Origin of the sequence: Psychrobacillus sp. FSL K6-1267, assembly GCF_038003265.1 — a bacterium.
GTDB lineage: Bacteria > Bacillota > Bacilli > Bacillales_A > Planococcaceae > Psychrobacillus > Psychrobacillus faecigallinarum.
Genome location: NZ_JBBOOR010000001.1, coordinates 3,018,872 through 3,041,478 on the forward strand (window position 1 = coordinate 3,018,872; position 22,607 = coordinate 3,041,478).

At 34.5% G+C, this 22,607-nt stretch carries 20 protein-coding genes and 2 pseudogenes; 12 read left to right on the plus strand and 10 right to left on the minus strand.

Going from position 1 to position 22,607, the window contains the following annotated elements:
- The first annotated feature begins 106 nt into the window (after positions 1–106).
- The 10 genes and pseudogenes from MHB55_RS15530 (at position 107) to MHB55_RS15575 (ending at position 10,569) form a co-directional block, all read left to right on the plus strand.
- Positions 107–1,870 carry a SulP family inorganic anion transporter gene (locus MHB55_RS15530; RefSeq protein ID WP_142540015.1) on the plus strand — a complete coding sequence of 588 codons (1,764 nt, stop codon included), beginning with the start codon at positions 107–109 and terminating at the stop codon, positions 1,868–1,870.
- Between the two features lie 25 nt (positions 1,871–1,895).
- Positions 1,896–2,010, plus strand: a pseudogene (locus MHB55_RS15535) (D-alanine--poly(phosphoribitol) ligase subunit 2); the annotation flags it as partial.
- 141 nt (positions 2,011–2,151) lie between these two features.
- A complete protein-coding gene (locus MHB55_RS15540) occupies positions 2,152–2,493 on the plus strand; it encodes a zinc ribbon domain-containing protein YjdM (RefSeq protein WP_142540014.1) in 342 nt (113 codons plus the stop codon).
- A gap of 202 nt (positions 2,494–2,695) precedes the next feature.
- Positions 2,696–4,240, plus strand: a complete 1,545-nt coding sequence (gene istA, locus MHB55_RS15545) for an IS21 family transposase (RefSeq protein WP_142540013.1) — start codon at positions 2,696–2,698, stop codon at positions 4,238–4,240.
- Positions 4,237–4,995, plus strand: coding sequence for an IS21-like element helper ATPase IstB (istB, locus tag MHB55_RS15550; RefSeq protein ID WP_142540012.1), 759 nt, complete (start codon positions 4,237–4,239; stop codon positions 4,993–4,995). Before istA ends, istB begins: the two co-directional genes overlap by 4 nt.
- 382 nt (positions 4,996–5,377) lie before the next feature.
- The gene (locus MHB55_RS15555) at positions 5,378–5,692 is read left to right on the plus strand and encodes a hypothetical protein (protein WP_142540011.1); all 315 of its coding nucleotides are present in this window, start codon (positions 5,378–5,380) and stop codon (positions 5,690–5,692) included.
- Between the two features lie 204 nt (positions 5,693–5,896).
- Positions 5,897–6,448 carry a transposase gene (locus MHB55_RS15560; RefSeq protein WP_229677435.1) on the plus strand — a complete coding sequence of 184 codons (552 nt, stop codon included), beginning with the start codon at positions 5,897–5,899 and terminating at the stop codon, positions 6,446–6,448.
- Between the two features lie 458 nt (positions 6,449–6,906).
- Positions 6,907–7,995: an endospore germination permease gene (locus tag MHB55_RS15565; protein ID WP_142540010.1), complete on the plus strand. Its 1,089-nt coding sequence runs from the start codon at positions 6,907–6,909 to the stop codon at positions 7,993–7,995.
- On the plus strand, positions 7,988–9,445 hold the full coding sequence (locus tag MHB55_RS15570; RefSeq protein WP_340863581.1) for a spore germination protein: 1,458 nt from the start codon (positions 7,988–7,990) through the stop codon (positions 9,443–9,445). Before MHB55_RS15565 ends, MHB55_RS15570 begins: the two co-directional genes overlap by 8 nt.
- On the plus strand, positions 9,442–10,569 hold the full coding sequence (locus MHB55_RS15575) for a Ger(x)C family spore germination protein (protein WP_142540008.1): 1,128 nt from the start codon (positions 9,442–9,444) through the stop codon (positions 10,567–10,569). Before MHB55_RS15570 ends, MHB55_RS15575 begins: the two co-directional genes overlap by 4 nt.
- Before the next feature lie 308 nt (positions 10,570–10,877).
- On the opposite strand, the gene MHB55_RS15580 is transcribed toward MHB55_RS15575, so the two are convergent.
- The 3 genes from MHB55_RS15580 to ltrA all read right to left on the minus strand — a co-directional run bounded on the left by MHB55_RS15580 (position 10,878) and on the right by ltrA (position 13,056).
- Positions 10,878–11,201: an antibiotic biosynthesis monooxygenase family protein gene (locus tag MHB55_RS15580; RefSeq protein ID WP_142540007.1), complete on the minus strand. Its 324-nt coding sequence runs from the start codon at positions 11,199–11,201 to the stop codon at positions 10,878–10,880.
- 180 nt (positions 11,202–11,381) lie between these two features.
- Positions 11,382–11,531, minus strand: coding sequence for a hypothetical protein (locus MHB55_RS15585; RefSeq protein ID WP_170206557.1), 150 nt, complete (start codon positions 11,529–11,531; stop codon positions 11,382–11,384).
- Positions 11,532–11,727: 196 nt separating this feature from the next.
- On the minus strand, positions 11,728–13,056 hold the full coding sequence (ltrA, locus tag MHB55_RS15590; RefSeq protein ID WP_142540006.1) for a group II intron reverse transcriptase/maturase: 1,329 nt from the start codon (positions 13,054–13,056) through the stop codon (positions 11,728–11,730).
- Between the two features lie 772 nt (positions 13,057–13,828).
- Here ltrA and MHB55_RS15595 point away from each other — a divergent pair.
- Complete coding sequence (locus MHB55_RS15595) at positions 13,829–15,052, plus strand: IS110 family transposase (protein WP_340844735.1); 1,224 nt, start codon at positions 13,829–13,831, stop codon at positions 15,050–15,052.
- A gap of 338 nt (positions 15,053–15,390) precedes the next feature.
- Here the strand turns inward: MHB55_RS15595 and MHB55_RS15600 are convergent.
- From MHB55_RS15600 to MHB55_RS15625, 6 genes and pseudogenes are all read right to left on the minus strand, one after another.
- Positions 15,391–16,386 (minus strand): annotated as a pseudogene (locus tag MHB55_RS15600) (IS110 family transposase); the annotation flags it as partial.
- 512 nt (positions 16,387–16,898) lie between these two features.
- Complete coding sequence (mauJ, locus tag MHB55_RS15605) at positions 16,899–18,245, minus strand: methylamine utilization protein MauJ (protein ID WP_340863582.1); 1,347 nt, start codon at positions 18,243–18,245, stop codon at positions 16,899–16,901.
- A gap of 135 nt (positions 18,246–18,380) precedes the next feature.
- A complete protein-coding gene (locus MHB55_RS15610; protein WP_340863583.1) occupies positions 18,381–18,782 on the minus strand; it encodes a hypothetical protein in 402 nt (133 codons plus the stop codon).
- 487 nt (positions 18,783–19,269) lie between these two features.
- Positions 19,270–19,509: a hypothetical protein gene (locus MHB55_RS15615; RefSeq protein WP_340863584.1), complete on the minus strand. Its 240-nt coding sequence runs from the start codon at positions 19,507–19,509 to the stop codon at positions 19,270–19,272.
- Between the two features lie 685 nt (positions 19,510–20,194).
- A complete protein-coding gene (locus MHB55_RS15620) occupies positions 20,195–20,701 on the minus strand; it encodes a hypothetical protein (RefSeq protein WP_340863585.1) in 507 nt (168 codons plus the stop codon).
- 73 nt (positions 20,702–20,774) lie between these two features.
- Entirely contained in the window at positions 20,775–21,317 is a 543-nt protein-coding gene (locus MHB55_RS15625; RefSeq protein ID WP_340863586.1) for a helix-turn-helix domain-containing protein, read from the minus strand.
- 307 nt (positions 21,318–21,624) lie between these two features.
- Between MHB55_RS15625 and MHB55_RS15630 the strand changes: the two genes are divergently transcribed.
- Positions 21,625–22,020 (plus strand): hypothetical protein, encoded by a 396-nt coding sequence (locus MHB55_RS15630; RefSeq protein WP_340863587.1) that lies wholly within the window; start codon positions 21,625–21,627, stop codon positions 22,018–22,020.
- Between the two features lie 46 nt (positions 22,021–22,066).
- On the opposite strand, the gene MHB55_RS15635 is transcribed toward MHB55_RS15630, so the two are convergent.
- A complete protein-coding gene (locus MHB55_RS15635) occupies positions 22,067–22,558 on the minus strand; it encodes a hypothetical protein (RefSeq protein WP_340863588.1) in 492 nt (163 codons plus the stop codon).
- Positions 22,559–22,607 lie beyond the last annotated feature (49 nt).

The window sequence follows — 22,607 nt, forward strand, 5'->3', positions numbered from 1 at the left end:
CTTTTGTATAAAAGTATGAAAACTGCATTTGTAATTCAAAATTATCAAAAGAAAATATTCTTCAGAAGAAGTAAGATTCAATAAAAATAGAAAAGAAGGGTTTGGAATGAAAGAGTTATTTACGGGAAGATTTGAAGGATATTCATTTGGACATTTTCAAAAGGATCTTCTTTCTGGAATGATTGTTGGAGTTGTCGCGATTCCACTTGCTATGTCTTTTGCTATAGCCTCTGGTGTTAAACCGGAGTATGGGATTTATACAGCCTGTATTGCCGGGATACTTATTTCGCTATTTGGTGGTTCGAAGTATCAAATTGGAGGGCCTACAGGTGCTTTCGTTCCAATTCTTTTAGGAATTGTAATTACCTATGGGTATGAAAATTTACTACTTGCTGGTTTAATGGCTGGAATTATCTTATGCCTTATGGGGATTTTTAAACTAGGGTCTTTAATTAAGTTTATTCCACGTCCTGTAACAATTGGCTTTACGTCAGGTATTGCTGTCATTATCTTTACGGGACAAATTGCTAGTCTTTTAGGTCTAACAGGTATAAAAAAGCATGAGGAATTTATAGCAAACCTAAAGGAAATCTTCACTCATATCGGTACTGTCAATTTTTACAGTGTTATAACTGCTTTGATTTGCTTTTTTGTTATACTTATAACACCAAAAATTTTACCGAAAGTACCAGGTTCATTAGTAGGTGTTGTTATCTCAACTGTAATTGCAACTGTATTCTTCTCAGGGCATGTACCTACTATCGGTACAGCATATGGTACGATTCCAAATACACTTCCTCAGTTTGACATACCGGTAATCACATTAGAGCGCATAAAACAGTTAATTGGTCCTGCATTTGTTATTGCAATGTTGGGTGGTATCGAATCTCTTTTGTCCGCTGTCGTGGCAGATGGTATGACTAATAGTAAACATAACAGTAACAAAGAGCTTATTGGTCAGGGAATTGCTAATATTATTACACCGTTATTTGGAGGGATTCCTGCAACTGGAGCGATTGCTCGAACAGCAACTAATATCAAAAATGGAGCTGTATCTCCGATGTCGGGTGTTATACATGGGGGATTTGTATTATTCACGCTTCTTCTGTTAGCTCCATATGCTTCACATATTCCACTTGCTAGTATGGCTCCCATTTTAATGGTGGTAGCTTGGAATATGAGCGAACAAAAACACTTTGTTCACATACTAAAAATGAAGACAGGGGATTCTCTTGTATTACTTGTAACATTTTTACTCACTGTATTTACAAGCTTGACAACAGCTGTGGAAATCGGTCTTATTTTAGCTATTATTTTGTTTACAAAACGTATGAGTAATATGCTTGTCATATCTAAAGTGCTCCCTGATCATACAAAAAAGAATGAAAAATTGTTACCACATGTGGTAAATAAAGCTCATGATTGCCCACAAATTAGTATTTACACAATAGAAGGTCCATTATTCTTTGGGGCTGCTCAAACATTTGAACAAAATATTTTAGCGACCATTCATTATAAACCCAAAGTTTTAATTTTACGTATGGGAAAAGTTCCTTTTATTGATACGACAGGAGAGTCTTACTTTAGGAATATTGTTCAGTATTACAAAAAACAAGGTGGCATACTTCTCATTTCAGGAATTCAACCTGAGTTAAAAACAACTCTAGACAAGAATGGATTGTACGTTGAAATTGGGGAAGAAAACTTTTTTTCTCATACAGGAGATGCAATTAATTGTGCTTTAGAGCATTTGAATCCGAAAAAATGTATAGGATGTAAGCATTTCGCTTTTCATGAATGTACTCAACTTTCTCAGCAATCCCAGGAAGTAAATACAATAAAGAATAAGGCAAATGCATTAGATTTTTAAAATTTCACTTCACATACAAAGTTTTATATTAGTAGAATTTCAAGAACGGTTTAGACATCGACGTGTCTATTTCTGACTTTGACCGTGATGAATGGGCGACACCAAATATGATTATTAAGAAATTAAAAGATATGAGATAAAAATAGGTGCTTGGGAAACAGATAAGAAACGCTTCCCAAAATTAAAGTTTGTAACTACTAGTCTTATAAATTTGCAAAAAAGTAATTGAAAAATACTGCTATCTATTCAAACGAATGATAACGGGTGGAGGGAATAAAAATATGTCTAATTTACCAAATTGTCCAAAATGTAATTCAGAGTACACATACGAAGACGGAAATCTTTTTGTTTGTCCAGAATGTGCCCATGAGTGGACTTTAGACCCGGAAGCAGAAAATAGTGAAGATACTAAGGTTATCAAAGATGCAAATGGAAATGTCTTAAACGATGGTGATTCTGTAACAGTCATCAAAGATCTTAAAGTAAAAGGAACGTCATCAGTTGTAAAAATCGGTACAAAAGTGAAAGATATCCGTTTAGTTGATGGAGACCATGATATTGATTGTAAAATTGATGGTTTTGGAGCGATGAAATTAAAATCTGAATTTGTTAAAAAGGTTTAAATGTGAGTTTAATGTAACAGAACTAAGTTGATTATTGCGGATGAATAGAGCCACTTATGTGGAGTTTTGAGCCAGTAAGTGCGGATAAAAGAGCCATCAATTGCGGTGCAGGGAGCCACTATGAATAGAATAAAGAATAGCCTCTTGTATACTTAATTTGCATGCGAACTCGCATGACATTAATGTACAGGAGGTTTTTTTTATGATTAACTGTCGCAAGATTTTGGAACTTTATTTTGAAGGAGTCAGTCAAAGAACCATTAGTTCTAGTACTGGCCACTCAAGAAATACAGTTTCGGATGTCGTTCAATGCACCAAGAAGCTTGGTCTAGAGAGTTTGAACGATGAGATGACTAGTCCCTGGTTAGAATCGTTTCTCTTTCCAGAGAAGCAAGCTGTTGAGAAAGGGTACTTCCCGGTTGATTGGGAAAAAGTGCATAAGGAGTTACAAAAAAAGAACGTCACTTTGACTTTATTGCATCATGAGTATGCGACTGAAGCACGTGAAAGTGGAAAGATCCCCTATGCTTATCGGACTTTTTGTGAAAGCTATGGGAAATACGCGAAGAAGTATAAGTTAACGATGCCTATTCGAAGAAAACCAGGTCAAATCATGGAGGTGGACTGGGCTGGATCGACACTGCAGATTATAGATCGTTCAACAGGAGAATCAATTCCGGCTTATGTCTTTATCGCTACCTTGCCCTATAGTCAATACAGCTACGTTGAAGCGTTTTTAGATATGAAATCAGCTAATTGGCTTATCGCTCATATCCATGCATTTGAGTACTTTGAAGGTGTTCCAGAAACCTTGGTTCCGGACAATTTGAAAACAGGTGTTACAAAGGCGCTTCGGGGAGAACCGGTTCTGAATGAGGCTTATCGTGAACTCGCAGATTATTATCATACAGTCATTGTCCCAAGCCGTGTCCGTAAACCCAAAGACAAACCAAGTGTTGAAGGGACTGTTGGGTACATTTCCCGGCAGATTATAGCTGCACTAAGAAACTATCAATGTTTCTATATTGATGATCTGAATAAGCAAATCTTTAAAAGTCTAGAAGAAATCAATACAATCAATTTTCAAAAGCGACCGGGCTCGCGTAAAAAGGTGTATGAGGAAGAAGAGAAATCCCACTTTCAACAGCTTCCTCAAACACGTTATAAACTTGCGGAATGGAAAACAGCAAAAGTTCAACTGAACTACCACATCCAGGTTGAAAGAATGTATTATTCCGTTCCATATGATTACGTCCGGGAGAATGTCGATATAAGACAAACCACGGATTTAATTGAAGTTTACTTCAAAGAAGTCCGAATTGCATCCCACAAACGGTTATATGGTGAAATTGGACAGTTTTCTACAAACACAGACCATATGCCTGATAATCACCGATCATATTTAGAACATAATCCTGAAAACAATCGAAAGTGGGCGGAAACGATTGGACCATCTACACTCCAATTTGTCTCTTCTATCTTGGAAATGAATGTGGAGAAAAAGTCATTAAGTATCCTCAGCACGCTAAGGAATTTAGCTACAAGATATACAAACAGTGAAATGGAAAAAGCAGCAGAAACACTACTTGAAATCTCTACAAACCCAACGGTTTCTGTTTTGAAAAGCATACTAGAAAGAAATAAAAAGCGAAAACAAAATCAGAAAACCGATAGTAAAAATCACACCAACGCTGATGACTATGGATTTGTGCGCGGAGCTAGTTACTTTGGGAGGGATGATAAATGATGAACGAAGAAACTTTACGTAAATTAAATGAAATGAAAATGGGTGCAATGGCAGAATTATATCAGCAACAATGCCAGAATAAAGATTACAAAAGCATGGATTTTGATGATAGATTCAACCTTTTAGTAGACTTTGAGTATGACAGACGTAAATCAAATAGGCTTGAACGATTAATTAAACAAGCAACATTCAACGAACCAACGGCAGCCATTGAAGATATAGAATATCATCCTGATCGTAAGTTAGACAAGAACCTGATATTAGAATTAGCAACGGGAAATTACATCCAAAATCACCATAATATCATTTTAATGGGGGCGTCAGGAAACGGAAAGACGTGGATAGCAAATGCCTTTGGTGTCCATGCATGTCGTCAATCTTATAAAGTGAAATATATTAGACTACCAGAATTACTAGATGAATTAGCTGTGGCAAAGTTTGAAGCAGATGGCAGCTTCCGAAAGATAATTCAAAAATACAAAAAGATTGATTTACTAATCCTAGATGAGTGGTTATTAACCGAGCTTTCAGAGGAAAATATACTTCATGTGCTGGAAATCGTGGAGTCACGGTTAAAGAGGGCGTCGACTATCTTCTGTTCTCAATTTTCGCCAGAAGGATGGCACTCGAAACTAGGACAAGCACAAATAGCTGATGCCATTCTTGATCGAATCGTTCACGATTCATATAAGATTCTAGTTGATGGGGAAGTTTCTATGAGAGAACGTCATGGATTGGTGGGGACATCTGAATAATTCCAACAGAAGTTGAAATTCGTATAGCTAGTTACGTATTTCATAGGTATTTATCTGATGAAATGATGAAAGAGATAGAAGATAGGCTATTACCCGCCTGCATATGGAACGATGAGGAGCATTTAGATCACGATGAATGTAGATTTGTAAAAAAGATTGATTATTTATAATAAAGATCGATTATTTGAAATAAAGTTTGATTAAAATCATTTTTCCTAAATTAGATTTCTTAGAGGTTAGATGAATTTTTATCGGGCATTTCTGTTAATATCACTATAAAGATTGTGAAGAAATGCTCAAATTAACGGGAGGTTAGTTTAAAAAGGAATAATTCTAACTGAACAGGATAAACTAAACTTAAATATAATTTAGGATGATGAAATTGGATAAAAGTAAACTTCTTCTATTGGTTTTATTTAGTATACTAATTTGTGGGGTGGATTATAGAACAGTAAATGCACAACTGAACGATTCTCCTCCCTTTTTTGAGGAAAAATCTACTAAAGTAAGACAATACACCCCTTTAGAACTCCAGTTAGAGTCTTTTATAGGTGGTCTGCGCGTAGGTGAACCGAAACAAGCAGTTGAATTTTGGATATTAGGCGTGAATAATCGAAGTGGGCCATTCAATATACGATGTTGTCCCCTTCGCTTCAAGAAAAAACAAGGAGTAAATTTGAGGAAACTCGCTGGATAACAGGGCAGTCAAGCCCTTCGGTTAATAACTTTCGTTTTACCAACGAAGAAAAGCTTAGCGAATCCAAAATGCGGTATACCGTTAAATACGATGTAGAGACATCTACGCAGAATTTGGTAAGTGGGGAGAAGATTATTATTGTGGAAAAGAATCTAGAACCATTTAGAGAAAATTGGTTTATTTCATCAATAACAACGAAATATAATGAATGGGAAGCAGATTGAACTGTTAAACGAAGAGGTGGCTACTAGATTATCCCCCCACCAAGAAGATATTGAGCGATTGGATTCCATTCCCGGCATCGCCACTCGAATGGCCGAACAAATCTTAGCCGAAGTCGGTACGGATGTCGAGAAGCAATTCCCCAGTTCGGCGCACTTGTGTTCCTGGGCAGGATTAGTACCTGGACATAATGAGAGTGCGGGCAAGAGAAAATCAAGCAACATGAAAAAAGGAAACAAGTACTTGAAATCGGCATTAATTGAAGCAGCTCACTCTGTCAGAGGATCCAAAACCTATTTGGGAGCCCTGTATAGGCGTACTGCATCAAGAAAGGGTAAAAAAAGGGCAGGAATATCTGTCGCTCATGCCATTTTAAGAATCTCCTATTATCTCTTAACTCGCAAAGAGATGTACGTAGATTTAGGAGAGGATTACTTTGACAAGCAAAAAGAACAATCCATTGTACGATATTCTGTTCGAAGACTTGAGAACTTAGGATACAACGTTACAATAACTGAACCAAGTGCCTCCTAATCCAACCCATAATTTGATCCCCATTTAGGCGCTGCATTTTTTAAAAAATAAATGAGCTGCGTCTGATTTAGTATTGCCTTTTTCTCTAAATCGAAGATTTTAATTTTCATGGGAGTTGAGTATGAAGTTTTAGAAAGTATGTTAATCCTGATTCTCCCCTCCAATAAACTAAACATCGTCTGTGAATTCATTCCATTCTAATCTAATGTAATCTCATTCGCTTTAAGTTTAATACTACAAAATTGTTAGATTCACCAATCCGTACCATTCATCTCATATATAAGGTGGTTATCAAATGGCTTTCGATTTATTTTTAATAATTCCATCACAGCAAATGCACTAAATTGATCTTCTCAGCCAACTTTGCTTCAAAATAACCTCGTAGAGTTTACTTTTAGAATAAAGAAAGTTTGGCGATAGTAGTAGCATGATAATATTACCCTACTGGAGGATATCAAATGACAAAGATCACCATTTCACAGCTCTTCACTATCATCCTGTTAGGTACTGGTTTAAGCAATCATGTAATCGTTACTCCTATATTAATTAACGCTTCAGGTCGTGATGCATGGATCAGCGTTATTATTGGTTATGCATTTATCCTTGTCTTTTCACTGTTATTGCTCTACGTAACAAGGCACTTCCAATCGATATCTCTATTTGAATGGTTATCATCCAAGTATTCTCCATTGCTAAGTCGGATTATAGCTATTTTTATAGTAGTTTACCTCCTAATAACAGGTTGGATTACCTTAAAAGAAACAGTTATGTGGACTGAAGAAACATTTTTGTTCAATACACCTACTATTTTTATAGCTCTGTTTTTGTTAGCTTGCTCCCTCTACATTTCATATGAAAAACTAAATGTCATTGCCATTTGTGCAGGTGTCTTACTTCCATTTGTTTTAATATTCGGCATATTTGTAGCAATTGGCACTATTCCTGATAAAAATTACCATCTTGTTACCCCGGTACTTGTGGAGAATGGATGGCAAGAGGTATTTCATGGTGCATTCATTGTCTTTAGTTCAATAATCGAAATTTTTTTAATAATAATTCTTCAGCACCAAGTTACACAAAAATTAAAATTCAAACATTTTATTGTTCTTACTACATTTTTGGCCATATTGACGGTTGGACCACTGCTTGGCACAATTGCAATATTTGGTGTAGAAGAAGCATCAAAACTTAGATATCCCTCTTTCTTTCAATGGAGAATCTTGGGGATTGGAACATATTTTAATCATCTAGATTTTTTATCGATTTATCAATGGACATCTGGTAATTTTATTCATTTAGCAATTATTTTGTATTTAATTACAGAAGTCTTTGACATTAAAAAGAAAAAGCAGCGCGTTAATATACAAGTATTTATTTGTATCATTTACCTACTGGTCATTATAGCTCCTATATCAAATGAGGTTTTTTTAATCTTTTTAAGTCGTTATTATTATATTATCTCCAGTGTAATTGGGGTGTTTATTACTCTCTTTATTGCATTATTAATTAAATTTTCCAAGAACAGGAGGAGTACCCAGGTTGAATAATGAACAAACAAATGAAGAATATTTAACTAGTCTCTTCAATAATTCGTCGGATATAACCATCGAGAAGCAATATCTATTTAGTCCTAAAGAGAAGCAAGCTATGCTAGTTATATACTGCAATGGTTTAATTGATAATAATGTTTTACTAGATAATATCCTCCCAGATATTCAAAATAAGTACTATAACAATGGTCTTAAAGGGATTGCATACTTAAATTCTTCAAAGCAAATGCATTGGTCTAAAAAGGAAGAGAAGGTTGGTGTAACTCTGCTAGAAAAAGTATTTAATGGATTTACAGCAATTGTTATAGAGGAAACCATCTATTTCTTTAATACATCCAATCCACCAAAGCGTTCCCCAGAAGAATCCAATTCAGAAGTATCCGTACGAGGACCAAGGGATGCATTTGTCGAAGACATAGGTACAAACATTGCATTAGTTCGGAAACGAATTAAATCGAAATCCCTTGTTACCACTACCTTTGTTATAGGTGAAAGAAGTCAAACGCAAGTAAAACTAGTCTATCTAACGGATATACAAAATAAAAAAATGATTAAAGAAGTTACTGATCGATTGAATAATATTGATATCGATTTCTTAAATGGCGACAATCAATTATTAGGGATTCTTGGTGACAACAATTATTCACTTTTTCCTTTATTAAAAGCAACATCTCGTCCTGATGGTGTTGTCAGTAGTTTAGCTGTAGGCAGATTTGCTATTTTTATGGATAATTCTCCGAATGTGCTTTTAGGTCCAGCTAATCTCGGATTATTACTTAAAACTGCTGAGGATGAACATACTCCTTATTACTATGGAACCTTTGAATTGATTCTTAGATTGTTTGGACTTATAATAGCTCTTTTTCTTCCATCTTTCTGGGTGGCTTTATCATCTTTTAATGCAGATCAAATTCCATTTCCATTACTAGCTTCAGTATCTTCATCTAGACTAGGTATCCCGTTTAATGCAACCTTTGAAATGCTATTAATGCTCATATTATTTGAACTGTTTCGTGAAGCGGGTGTTCGACTGCCTAAAGCAGTTGGACAAACTGTTGCGGTTGTTGGTGGGCTGATCGTGGGTAATGCTGCAATTCAAGCTGGAATCACTTCTCCAACCATGTTGGTAATCTCTTCGCTTACGACAGTTGCAACTTTCACCCTTGGGAACCAGGCGATATATGGAACTGTTTCCATTTTGAGATTTTCTTCTATACTTCTTTCATCAGTCTTTGGAATGTTTGGGTTTTTCATAAGCCTTTATGCAGTTCTTGGTTATCTCGCTAAACTCGAATCATTTGGATTGCCTTATTTAAGTCCAGTATCTCCGTTTGTGAAAAGAGATTTCTTTAAATCAGTTCTTAAGCGACCTGTAGTTAAACAGAATGAACGTGCATCAATACTTAACCCTATTGATAAGGACAGACAGGGGGATGGAAAAAAATGAAACAATCAAAAATTTTAATAATATGCTTCATCTTATTATTCCTAACAGGATGTTGGGATGAGAAAGAAATTGGTGAAGTAGATTATATTACTACATTAGGAATTGACTATAAAGATGAAAACTATATTATTTATGTACAAATGCTTGATTTTTCTAATGTAGCTAAGCAAGAAGTCAGTAAAGTCTCACAACCCGCTACTTTGTACATCGGTAAATCATCAGGTAAAAATATAAATGATGCTGTCTATAATTTATATCGAACAACACAACAACAGGTGAACTGGTCACATGTAGGAGCAATTATCTATTCAGAGTCCGTTTTAAAAAAAGGAATAGAGAACGTGGAGCAATCCTTAATAAAACACGGTGATTTTCGTTATACTCCATGGATGTTTGGAACAACGGAATCCATCGAAGAAATACTTAGTACTACAGGTTTCTTTCAATTGCCTCCATTATATACGATTTTGTATAAACCAAACGATATGTATAAAATTTATTCATATATTGAACCGATGCGTATGCATAGGTTTATCTCTGAGTATAAAGAACCAGGGGGAACTGCCTTGCTACCTTCTCTAACTATTAATGAAACAGACTGGAAGCAATCGGTTGAAGAACCAAAATCAAAAAAAGTATTACAAATAAATGGTGCGTTTCCAGTTAGCAATGGAACATATAAGGAGTGGTTATCTTATGAGGAGATTGCTGGCCTCAGATGGACACAAACTCAAACTCAAAGCACACCAGTTGATATTGTCATAGGGGATGAAATAAAAGGTACAGTAAGAATAATGAAACCATCTGCAAAAGTTGATTTGATTAGAAAAGGAAATGATTTTCACTTTAATATAAATGTTGAAGCTGAAGGTACTTTAATAGATTTGGAAGACCAATTGTCTCTAAAAAAAATTCAAGAGTTAGTATCAAAACAGATAGAAAAAGAAATTAGAACAACCTATCTAAAAGGTATTGATAAAGATGCAGATGTCTATAATCTGAAAAATGTACTTTTTCATGATAGGATAAAACCCGAACAATTAAATGACTATCCATTAACTGCAGATTCCTTAAACAAAATTACTGTCAACTTCATTTTGAAGAGCAAGGGGGCATATGAATAAAAATGGATGCTAAGAAACACCCAATCCAATTCAAGAATTAAAATTAATTCTTATGGCACGTTGTCTCTTTTTATTTTTTTACCATAAGACTGTAAAATCTAGCAGCAGAAAAATAAGAAAGATTTAGCAAAGTTTAAAAAGTGAATGTATTTAAAATATATAAGAAAGTTAAAAAAACCACTTCTAAATACAGTCATATATTCTAAAACGTTTCATTATTAATTACAAATAACGATTTGACTCTTTACCATTATAGACAAATCATACCTACAAAAAAAGCTTCATGTTTATACATGAAGCAAATCCTTTTAAATGTTTGAATATTCTCTTTCAACTTTACAAATCCTAGTTGAGTAAGAAGAGTACCAATCTTGTTTACCTTTTTCTTTAACCTTTCTGTGAGAATCATTTTCTTTCCATTGCTTAATGGCTTCTAAAGAGACCCAGTAGGATACGGTTATTTCTAATCCCTCTAAATCGCAGGTCCTATCTACTCCTAGAAACCCCTCTTGTTTTGAGGCAAATTCAATCATCAATTCAGCTGCTTTCATATAATTTTTTTTATCCTCTTCGGTTCTTTGAGAGGTAAAAATAACTGCATAATATGGGGTAGCCGTATTTGCTATAAACATAAAGTAATTCCTCCTTACATTTAGTCTGATAATATCGCTGAGTAGGTTTTGATATTTGAACATAACTAGAGCTAAGATATTCAGATTTTCCCCAAAAAGAAATCTATTCTAGCTTATATATTATAGACATGTTAAGTGGTATTTAAACCCTACCTGAAACAACATAGAGAGGATTTAATTTTAAAAGAAAGTTAACTTTAATACTTTAGCTTTTAAAAATAATGAAGTAATAACAATAAGAGCCTTTTCAATCTGACTCAATTTAGAGGAAGGAACTGCTACAGAAATAATCCATTCAAAAACAGTACAAATGTTACATTTTTTTGTCAATCAACATTAAAACTCCCCCTTATCTTATTCAACTAACCTTCCCCGATAGTCTTTCATGAAGCTAAAAACACCTGCTCTTCCTTCTTCAACTAGTCGAGTAGAAGAGAACCTCTCTACCTTGCGGTAGATTGTGTTCTTCCCCCCTCACAGAACCGTGCTTGCGCTATTTACGCACACGGCTCCTCCAAATCATCATTCACAAGATATAGCTAATCTCTTTTCTTAATTCGTATATATTCACCTTAATTCTTGGTGACGGTAACGGATATTTATGAAGAAAGAGATTGAATTTATCCCAAGTAAAGGATTTTCTTTGACTTCTTCTGTTGAGCCATTTAAACAGTAGATATTGGATTTTGTCTTTAAATTGGTGAACACTTGGAGTGTTATCCGTGATGCAATAGTAGTTGTAATAACCTACAAGCGAGCGTTTAAATCTATCCATTATCATATGAATATCATTATTTCGGTTCTTCTTTATCCATTCCTTCGATTCCTTTAGTTTACCTTGTAGCTTTTTCCTGCTTGATTTCCGTTTCACACGAAAGTATCCAGATTTACTCTTTCCACAGTAGTGTGTAAAACCTAGGAAATCAAAAGTTTCAGGTTTTCGATTTCCCTTTAGTTTTGCGTCTTTCTCCGCAAATCTCCCGAAGGGAATAATTTTGGTTTTATCCTCCGCTATTTCTAAGTTAAACTTCTGTAATCTCAACTTTAATGATTGAAAGAATTCCTGAGCTTCGCTCTTATATTGGAAGCAACACACAAAATCATCGGCATATCTAACTATGTATGCATGTCCTTCACACTGTTTTCTGACTTCCTTCTCAAACCACAGGTCCAGGACATAATGAAGGTATAGATTGGCGAGTACCGGAGATATGACCCCACCTTGCGGTGTGCCTTTATCAGTCTTGTATTTCTTTCCTTCCTCCATGTATCCACCTTTAAGAAACCTACCAATTATTCTTAGTAAGTTAGGGTCAGTAATTCGCAGTTTTAAGAACTCCATCATCCATATGTGGTCAACGTTGTCAAAGAACCCTTTAATATCTACATCTACTATATAATTTACTGATTTCTTTTCAATATAATGATTTAATATTTTCAAAGCATCGTGGCAGTTACGATTTGGGCGGAACCCAAAAGAGCAGTCTAGAAAATCATTTTCATAGATGGCATTTAGTATTTTGGTAATGCCTTTCTGTACAATCTTATCTTCATGTTCCGGTAACCCCAATGGTCTTTTCTTGTTGGAGTTAAGCTTAGGAATATACATTCTCCTTACGGGAACAGGATGATAGCTTTTACTTTTAAGCCTACTTACTAAGTCCTCTATATTTTCCTCTAGTGTTTCACTGTATTGCTCTTTAGTTGTGCCATTAATCCCAGTTGCCTTCTTATTAGGTAATTCAAGATGACATTGAACTAGAGATTGCTTATTTAGTAAATGTACAATAGATGTAAATTTCATTTTGGGATCAGATTTTGCTAATTCAGCTATCCTTAATAGTTTTGTTTCCATTTAGTATTCCTACCTCCGAGTGTAGTAAATGTGTCCCTAGTAAGGGTGATAACTTGGTAGCAGCCTTTCCTCCATCGGCATTACCCAACTTCATTGGTACTACGCTGCTATCCGACTCCCTACAACGGCATTTGGTTTCCTTGCTTATTATCACTTGTACACCATACTCTTCTATAAGAAGAGACCGGTAGGGTCTCCCGAGTTGCCGTATCATATCAATGTGTGACGTGCCAAGGTCTCTGACCCCAGAGAGGTTTTATCCTTCTTGCCTATATCGAAGAATAAAATGTAGCTTTCTACCGCAGTTAAGGCATCAGCCCTCTCGATTTACTAACATTATGGAGCTCAATCCCTTCAACCATTTGGCTTTCGGCCCGCCACCTAACTGTCTACGCTTAAAGGCTAATGTTACCATTAGCCCTCCAAGACTCGCTACGAGTGAATGGCTAGTTCTTTCTCGACGGGAATCCCACCCGCTATATGATACGACCTAGGCTCGGCCGCACAACTGCCCCGTTAGCCACCCATGTAGCGCAAAATCAGCGCTACACCACAGAGAATGAAAATGTGAAAAACGGGTATAGGATACTACGGCTGGGAGAGGAAGGTCGATGAACTATGGTGCCATAGAGCCCATCCGTTAGTCTGACTCCAACGACCACGGTGTATCACAGACTGTCGCTCCCTTACGGGAAGCACTCATGGGAGATTAATCCTACTCTGGTTATTGCACCAGCCTCCAATACTAGTTGCCGTAGAAAGGATGATTACAATGGAAGTAATCATTGAGCGTGCATGCGGTATGGATGTTCATAAAGACTCCATTACTGCCTGTATTATTACACCAAAAGGAAAGGAGATTCAAACGTTTTCCACTAAGACTGTATTTCTATTACAGTTAATTGACTGGATTAAGGAGCATGGTTGTACCCACGTAGCAATGGAAAGTACCGGCGTATTTTGGAAGCCAATAGTTAACTTACTTGAAGCGGAGAATATTGAATTTTTAGTAGTGAATGCTCAACATATGAAAGCAGTACCAGGTCGCAAGACCGATGTGAAAGATGCAGAATGGATTGCCAAACTTCTTCGGCACGGTTTACTTAAAGCAAGTTTTATTCCGGATCGTAACCAACGAGAACTACGAGAATTAGTTCGGTATCGACGGAGTATTATTGAAGAACGTGCAAGGCAACATAATCGAATTCAAAAGGTGTTGGAAGGTGCTAATATCAAACTTGGCTCCGTTGTCTCCGACATCATGGGTGTTTCGTCTCTCGATATGCTTCGTGCTATCGCCGATGGCGAAAATGATCCTAAGAAGCTAGCTAGCTTGGCCCGTCGATCAATGAAGAAGAAAAAGAGTGAACTGGAGCTTGCTCTTCGGGGGTATATCAATCCACATCAACGTCTCATGTTGAAAACCATTCTGGTCCATATAGAATTTCTTTCTGAGCAGATTGAACTGTTAAACGAAGAGGTGGCTACTAGATTATCCCCCCACCAAGAAGATATTGAGCGATTGGATTCCATTCCCGGCATCGCCACTCGAATGGCCGAACAAATCTTAGCCGAAGTCGGTACGGATGTCGAGAAGCAATTCCCCAGTTCGGCGCACTTGTGTTCCTGGGCAGGATTAGTACCTGGACATAATGAGAGTGCGGGCAAGAGAAAATCAAGCAACATGAAAAAAGGAAACAAGTACTTGAAATCGGCATTAATTGAAGCAGCTCACTCTGTCAGAGGATCCAAAACCTATTTGGGAGCCCTGTATAGGCGTACTGCATCAAGAAAGGGTAAAAAAAGGGCAGGAATATCTGTCGCTCATGCCATTTTAAGAATCTCCTATTATCTCTTAACTCGCAAAGAGATGTACGTAGATTTAGGAGAGGATTACTTTGACAAGCAAAAAGAACAATCCATTGTACGATATTCTGTTCGAAGACTTGAGAACTTAGGATACAACGTTACAATAACTGAACCAAGTGCCTCCTAATCCAACCCATAATTTGATCCCCATTTAGGCGCTGCATTTTTTAAAAAATAAATGAGCTGCGTCTGATTTAGTATTGCCTTTTTCTCTAAATCGAAGATTTTAATTTTCATGGGAGTTTAAGTGCAACATTTCACAATGGACTTCTGAGAATTACTTGATATTTTGGACATAAAAATAGACCATCGAAAGGATGGTCTTAATTAACTAAACCAGCTAATAGGATGTCAATATTTTTCTTTAAAATTACTATTAATCTTATGATATACTATTTTGTGCATGACAAATAGACCTCCAAAAACCTTCTGGAAGGTTTTCTCTTAATTACTTGTAACCAGTAATTACGCTATATCTTGGAAAGATTCTTCTCTATTTAATAAAGCATAAACCCAATGAAGCAGTTTGTTTATGCAGGCTACTATTGCCACTTTGGAAGGCTTTCCTTCTGATTTCTTCTTGTCATAGAATTCTTTCAACTTTTTGTTTCTTGAGCTTCTGATACCGCACAATACGGCAAGATACAAAGCATGGCGTAATCTACTTGAACCTCGTTTAGTAATCCGATTGGTTGTGGCAATGAACTTTCCTGATGAGTGAACACTGGGGTCTACTCCTGCAAAGGCAACCAATTTTTTAGGATGGCTAAACCGATCGATTTCACCAATCTCAGAGATGATCGTGGCAGCGATTTTTTCCCCGATTCCTGGAATCGATTGGACAACCTTGTAATCTTCTAATTCATTTGCCATCGTCACAATACGATTTTCTAGCTCAGAAAGGTGTGACTGGTACTGAAAAAGTAACTCAATATACATTTGAAGATTGATTAAGTGACTGTCATACACCACTTTTTGAAATGGATTTCGAGATGCGGAATCCATTAATTTTTTGGCCTTATCCAATGCCCATTGACTAGATCGTCTTGGACAAAACTCCATCACACACTCCGCTAGCTTACTTTCTCCAACAGCTAGTACAGCTTCTGAAGTAGGGTATTTCTTTAGCATAAGTAAAGAAACCTTCGAATAAAGATCACCAAAAACCTTGCGGTATTCAGGAAACACTTGATCTAAAATAGTGTGAAACTGTAGCTTAGCCTCCACATACATATTCGTTACAATCTCCTGTTGTCTGGAAAGATTTCCAAGATTTAATAGTTGAATTCCTCTGTTTTTATGAGGCTCAAAATCTTCTTTGTAATAAAGCACACACAACTGGTACGCATCAATTGCGTCTGTTTTTACCTTCCTTAAACTAGATCTCTTCGCCTGATAAGAAATAATCGGATTAAGCAAAATATATAAAATTTCATGGTCCTCCAAGTATTGATTAACAGGAATAACTTTAAAGCAATTCAAATAAACAATTTATTCAAGCACAAAATTTCCTAAAATAAAATAAAGCATAAACTTTCCAAAAGGAAAATTCATGCTTTATGTCACATGACACTTTATGAAATCATATGAGGTCGTGATAAGGAGACGGCGGGAGTCGAACCTGCTACTCCTGAAAATGCTGTAACAACAGTGTTTATAACGGTTTATAGCAAAGAAAGAAAATGTTTGACCATGGTTTTGACTATGTTTTAGAAAACTTACGGAGGCAAGGTTTTTTTAACAGTTTATCTTTTAAGGTGTAAAAAAGTATAAGAATATAAAATAACACGAAATTTAGCATGGTTATTCACATATGTAATTAACCATGCTATTGTTTCCTTATTCAGCCATACCTTTGATCAACGGTAAATGCTCATGAATATCTAAAATTTCATGTTCCCCAGAGGAAAAGTTTATTTCGTTCACCTTCACAATAAGTTACTCTACAGGGTTTTATTAAATCTATTCATATGTCACTTACTCGGATAATTTGTTATGACTCTCTCTGCTACTTTTTGCACAAGAGAAATATATTTTTCCAACTCACCTTCTGTTTTTTTAAATTGAGTTCTAAACGGATATGATCTATTTGAATGTGTACATTCACATCTAAAATCATATAATATACCCGATAATTTTTGTAAATCATTCATTTCTTTTTCGGTTTTCATAGCCGATAGATCTTCAATTATTATTTTTGAAATTTCCTTATTAGCAACAAGATATGCAGGCTCATGTACCTCACCTTTGAAATATTTCTCTAAAACTAATTTCAATTTTTCTCTATCATTCTTTCCTTTATTATACCTATCAACTTCTTCTATGATTTTCATTATGTCATTATCATTATATGAAGAAAACCAACTGGAGTTCATTATCTGTTTTACATCTTGCACTGTTTCATACTGATAGACTTCATCAAAAATACATTCTAATATTTGATAGAAAGCTAAATACTTAAATTCGCTATCTGTCATATTTAATGCACGATGATAATAGTTGATTAAGTCTATATCATATTTCTTCTTTAAAAAAGGCTTTTCAATGCTGTTTAATACGTCTAAGTCCGTTTCTATGTAACCTTCATCTTCTTCCTCAGGAAGTTCAAGCAATTCTATTGCTACTCCATATTTTGAAGAGATTTCAAACAAAATACAATTAGCAATATACCAAATGGTTGATTCATATTTCTCGTCGTCTATTGAAATACTTTCTACATCATTAACATTATATATCTTCAAAGTAGTAAAATTCTCATTAACTATAATATCACTATAGCCTTGATTTTTCTGTATAGTTGTTGCAAAGTGTTCTGATACAGCACTTATTTCATAATGTATTTTATGAGAACCATCTTGATCAGAATCTAAAAGGAATGTAACATCAGATAAGCCGTCCCCCCATATAACTTCTGACAACTTTATCAATACTTCAATATAGTTATCACTATAGCATGCTTTGACAGGAACATATTTCAAGGAAAAGTATTCTTTAATTTCTTCATAAACATCTTCATAACTGTAAATTGTTTCATCCAAAGGGAATGTAATTTCATCCCAGTCAGGATGATAAATTATAACAGTATCATTATTAGTCCAACATGACATATCTTTATCCACTTTATTTATATATTCAGAAATTTTACTGTGAAGTAGATACCAGTCTTCAATTTTTTTTGTCATTTCATCAAAACTTAATCCTTCCACTTCAAATATGATTTCCACTTCTGGGGTTTTTTCAATTATTATTTGTGAATTTGTCACTTCTACATTTACCCCATCTATAAGATTAGTTATATATTCAACAATCCGTTTTTCCATAGTAACCTCCAATTTAATAATCTCAAATAATTTTCTGAATACTTCTTCATAAGCATACCAAACTTTCGGGGTGGTTAGTGCTATTGAAAAACATCTTTCTCATATATACACTGTTTCAAATCTTATAGGATTTAATCAACTATTTTTGACTTTAAACTTAGATATCAACTTTTTTATCCAATTTAGTACTATGATGATAATTGGAACTACAAAGAATAGAATAAATGCTATTTTCATGCCTAAATCAAGCCCAAATAAGGTAATAAGGACAAAAATAGTAGCCCCTAAATAAACAATTAATTGAAGATAGACTATGTATCGACACATAATATACACGTAGCGATTCGCTAATGTGTAATCTTCTGTTTTTCCTTCAAATTCACCCATGTAACCTACAACATTGTCGCCTGCTCGATACAAAATCTTTTCGCTATCTAAATCTTCAAATCTTATCCTCATAATTTTATTAGGTTGTTCTTTTAAGTTATTTCTCCCTAATTGAAACGATTTAGGTTCACCTACAAAGAACCATACCACTGGTTTACCTAAAGTCCTTAAGTTTGATCTAAGGTCAGCGGTTGGTATTAGTCTAAGACTACTATCCTCACCTTCATTATGAAGAACCCTTAAACGAGGTGTTTCCCTTTTAGACTATCAAGCTGAGCTAAAGTTGGTCTAACCGCAATTGCCCTCTTGACACGAATAATGTTCAAAATAAAAATAAAAATTAAAACATATGAAATAAATTGGGCCAAACTACTTACCTCCTAAAATTTTTTTCCTATTGATTTTACTTTACATTCTAAGTAACTTTTTATTAACTCTTCCATGTTGCTCATTCCCTGACACCCAAAGTTTCCCATAAACGTTTCTATTAATGAATTTACCATTGAGTAAACTCTACCAGGAGTTATTAATTATTTATCAATGCTAAAAGATTAAAAGCACTCTCTGTATCAAGAGTGCTTAAACTATATAAGGCATACATACTTCTATAATTATTTATGTTCCATAAAATTTGCTACTACGCTGATTTCGGTATGAGTTTAACTACATTACCAGCAACTTCTTTAGCAACTTCCCCATTCTTAGTAACTGCATACACAGCACCATACGTAGTACCTAATACAGCAATTACACCACATGCAACTGCACCACATGCTAAGATTTTTCCGTTTTCTTTTACAAAATCTCCATTCATTTCAAAACTAAATTTACCAAACCCAACTTTCACTCGGTCTTTTTCTTGATTATTTTTTTCCATAACTATTCAAATCCTTTGATAATTTTCTTCCATTAGTCATTCAATTTAGTTGAATCCAATAGTGCTTTTACTACTACACCCACAGTCGGAAAAAAAGCCAGAGAAGTAAATCTACCTAAATGGCAAGTGCTAAAGTTTTAGAGGGAATTTTTTCTCCTCTATCTATAGCTATGGTCTGCCTTGTTAACCCCCTCTTTTTACCAGGTCTTCTTGTCTCCGCTTCATTGTTTGACGAGGTAGTTTCAAATTCTTAACTACTAAATCTGCATCAATTTCTTTTAGTTGTGGAGAACCCATCATTTTCCCCTCCTTATTATTAGTCTTGATATTAAATTGAAGTATTATATTGCATTTTCTTTTAATTTTAGAACTATCTACTTTACACATAGTTATCAGTTATGAAGACAGTTTTATAACTTACCATTCGGAAGAATGCGGGTTGATATCAAGAGAATGATAAATAAGAAAAACAAAACTATATACATAACTTTTTAATCAAATTTATAAAAGATCTTAGAGTAAATAATACTGGAATTTCCTAATATCAACACAACTCAGGTGCAACATAAAACCTCTAATGTACCACTTAATTTTATTACACTTTTAATCTACTCAGCAGGATTTTGTAAAGCAAATAATTTCCCGTTTTTATATCACTTTAAATTCCTATAAAAACTGCTTTGGATTAAACGATTTTTTTTATAGATTCTTGAGCAATCATTTCTACACCCTTTTTAAATAATTCTGGATTGCGAGTAGCTAATAATATTGCCCCACCGATAACTGATGCACCGAGACCTGCCGTAACAATTAGAGTCTTTTGGAAATGAGTTCTATTCGCATCTGCTTCTTCTTTTAATCTATCCAGAATCGAACCAATTTTCTTATCAAATTTTTCTTTTAGTTCATCTGTCTCAGCATTCTCTGCTTGCTTAATTAAATCCTTTAATCTGTAATCCAAAGATTCAATATATTTGTTACTTGACTCTTTATGGATGTCTACAAAAACACCTAAGCCTTCAATAAATGTTTTATAAGTAACATTACTTTCTTTTAGAAACTCTTTTAGGTCTTCTTTATCAATCTTGTTTGATAGATGTAATTCAATCAATTTAATGATATCCTCACCTTTTAAATTATTTTGATTTATCCCAGCATTCTTGATAATATTTAATTTTTTTTTATTTTCCATTAATTTATACAGCTCCTTCTATTTTTGTATTTTGATTAGATTACCCAACACGATTAAAAATTAATATTATAAACTATTTCTGCTCAAGGTCTTTCCTTACTTTTTGATACATTTCAATATCTTCTTCTATTTGTAATACATCCATTTGATATTGCAAATCTAACTTTTGTTTTTGACGTTTTAAAGTCGCAATGTATTCATCAATTTCATCCATTGATTGACTATATGCATTTGATTTATCGGAAAGTTCCGACAATAATTCTGAGTTACTTTGATTGCCTTTAGAATTTATCATTTTAATAAATTTCGAAACTGATGATGCTCCTCCTACTACTCCTCCTACTATTGGTAATAATAATGCCATTTTTCCAATTGAAGTAGCAGTTCCCTCCTTTGCTTTTTTGTTTACGAAATGATTTAAATCATTTCTATCTACAAGGTAACTCTTGCCCTCTTGTATAGCTTTTAATTCTTTGGTGCGAATCCATCTGCGAACAGTTTCTTCAGAAACACCAAGCATTTGACTAATTTCTTTTGTAGTAAGAATTGCACTAACCTCCAATTTAATACCTATACACATATAATACACACGTGTGTATGTGTGTGTCAATGGCAAAATTAGAATTTCCAATATTAATCGAGTTATTCTTACTTTTATAAAAATGCATATTAAATTATTGGCATCTTAGTTTTAATAAGTACTATAAATTTCTGGAATGTATTTAAATTACTAAATCCACTCTTTGAAACGCCATTTTCGAACTATCACTTAACTCATACTTTTGTGCCACTTACCATAAGGTTTTTTGCTGGATTATTTAGTGTATCTAATTCATAAAAAAATTGCTTTTCGTAACTAATTTATTGTTCTCATACAAAAAGGAACATATACATATATTAATAAACTTAGGGAGCGATGATTTATGAGTGAGATCAAGTGTATAGTTTGTGGGGGTAGCCATTTTCTTAAAGGCTACTATGAAATTGATGTGGATGTGGATATTTATCCAACTGCATATAATAATGTTGAAGTTACGAGCAGGAGCAATGATGACGTACATATTTATATTGATGTTGGTGTGACCACCACTATTGAAAATGAAATAGTAGAAAAGGGGGATATCTCTTTTAACTTAATATCTGAAGAAAATAATGGTTACCGTCGTTATAATGAATCTGTTAAAACATACAAATATATTTGTGAAGATTGCGGTTTTATTATGAGCTTTATTAAAGAAAAACTTGTAGAAAGTAAAATTGAAGAAAAGAAACGTAAACAAAAGGAAAATACCTATGATTGGTCAGGCTTTGGAAAATAATAATTTTTATAGGGCAAAAAAGACCCCACTTTTGGAGTCTTTTTTGTTACCAGATATCATCAACCCTTACCTTCTTATCTTCCTCTTCCTCAGCTTCAACTTCTGTGAAACTAACTGAAATTCTCACATCAAGTTCTTCACACAACTCAAAAAATAAATCAAGTATTTCATCGCTTATTTCATCAAATTCTTCTTTCTGCTCCACTGTGAGATTTGAAATTTCCTCTATTTCAAAGTTGGAAACATAGGCTCTCTCACCACTGGTATTAGAACCGTACTCATTGCCTTCCACTTCGATTATAGGATTAATTGATATTTGGTTTTCCTTTAAATTCAATAGTGATTCAATTAATTCTCCAATTTCTATACATGGTACATGAGCAATATTATTAAATACATCAGCATTTACATAGTCCACTATTTCACTAACATAAATCACATCTCCAATATATTTTTTTGAAATTAAATCTTTTTCTATTTTAATTTCCCCTCTTAATTCTTCTAACTTTTCCTCACTAAAATAGTCTTTTAATTCCATCGTTTTATCAGCCTCTCTTTGCTATTGTTTAATTTTTATTCCATCGTTT

Excerpts from the sequence above, each read along its gene's own strand:
- MHB55_RS15630 (WP_340863587.1), top strand. The coding sequence starts at position 21,625 with ATGAGTGAGATCAAGTGTATAGTTTGTGGGGGTAGCCATTTTCTTAAA.
- MHB55_RS15565 (WP_142540010.1), top strand. The coding sequence starts at position 6,907 with ATGACAAAGATCACCATTTCACAGCTCTTCACTATCATCCTGTTAGGT.
- ltrA (WP_142540006.1), bottom strand. The coding sequence starts at position 13,056 with ATGGAAACAAAACTATTAAGGATAGCTGAATTAGCAAAATCTGATCCC.
- MHB55_RS15595 (WP_340844735.1), top strand. The coding sequence starts at position 13,829 with ATGGAAGTAATCATTGAGCGTGCATGCGGTATGGATGTTCATAAAGAC.
- istA (WP_142540013.1), top strand. The coding sequence starts at position 2,696 with ATGATTAACTGTCGCAAGATTTTGGAACTTTATTTTGAAGGAGTCAGT.
- mauJ (WP_340863582.1), bottom strand. The coding sequence starts at position 18,245 with ATGGAAAAACGGATTGTTGAATATATAACTAATCTTATAGATGGGGTA.
- MHB55_RS15530 (WP_142540015.1), top strand. The coding sequence starts at position 107 with ATGAAAGAGTTATTTACGGGAAGATTTGAAGGATATTCATTTGGACAT.
- MHB55_RS15635 (WP_340863588.1), bottom strand. The coding sequence starts at position 22,558 with ATGGAATTAAAAGACTATTTTAGTGAGGAAAAGTTAGAAGAATTAAGA.
- MHB55_RS15540 (WP_142540014.1), top strand. The coding sequence starts at position 2,152 with ATGTCTAATTTACCAAATTGTCCAAAATGTAATTCAGAGTACACATAC.
- istB (WP_142540012.1), top strand. The coding sequence starts at position 4,237 with ATGATGAACGAAGAAACTTTACGTAAATTAAATGAAATGAAAATGGGT.
- MHB55_RS15575 (WP_142540008.1), top strand. The coding sequence starts at position 9,442 with ATGAAACAATCAAAAATTTTAATAATATGCTTCATCTTATTATTCCTA.
- MHB55_RS15620 (WP_340863585.1), bottom strand. The coding sequence starts at position 20,701 with ATGGAAAATAAAAAAAAATTAAATATTATCAAGAATGCTGGGATAAAT.
- MHB55_RS15560 (WP_229677435.1), top strand. The coding sequence starts at position 5,897 with ATGAATGGGAAGCAGATTGAACTGTTAAACGAAGAGGTGGCTACTAGA.
- MHB55_RS15615 (WP_340863584.1), bottom strand. The coding sequence starts at position 19,509 with ATGGAAAAAAATAATCAAGAAAAAGACCGAGTGAAAGTTGGGTTTGGT.
- MHB55_RS15580 (WP_142540007.1), bottom strand. The coding sequence starts at position 11,201 with ATGTTTATAGCAAATACGGCTACCCCATATTATGCAGTTATTTTTACC.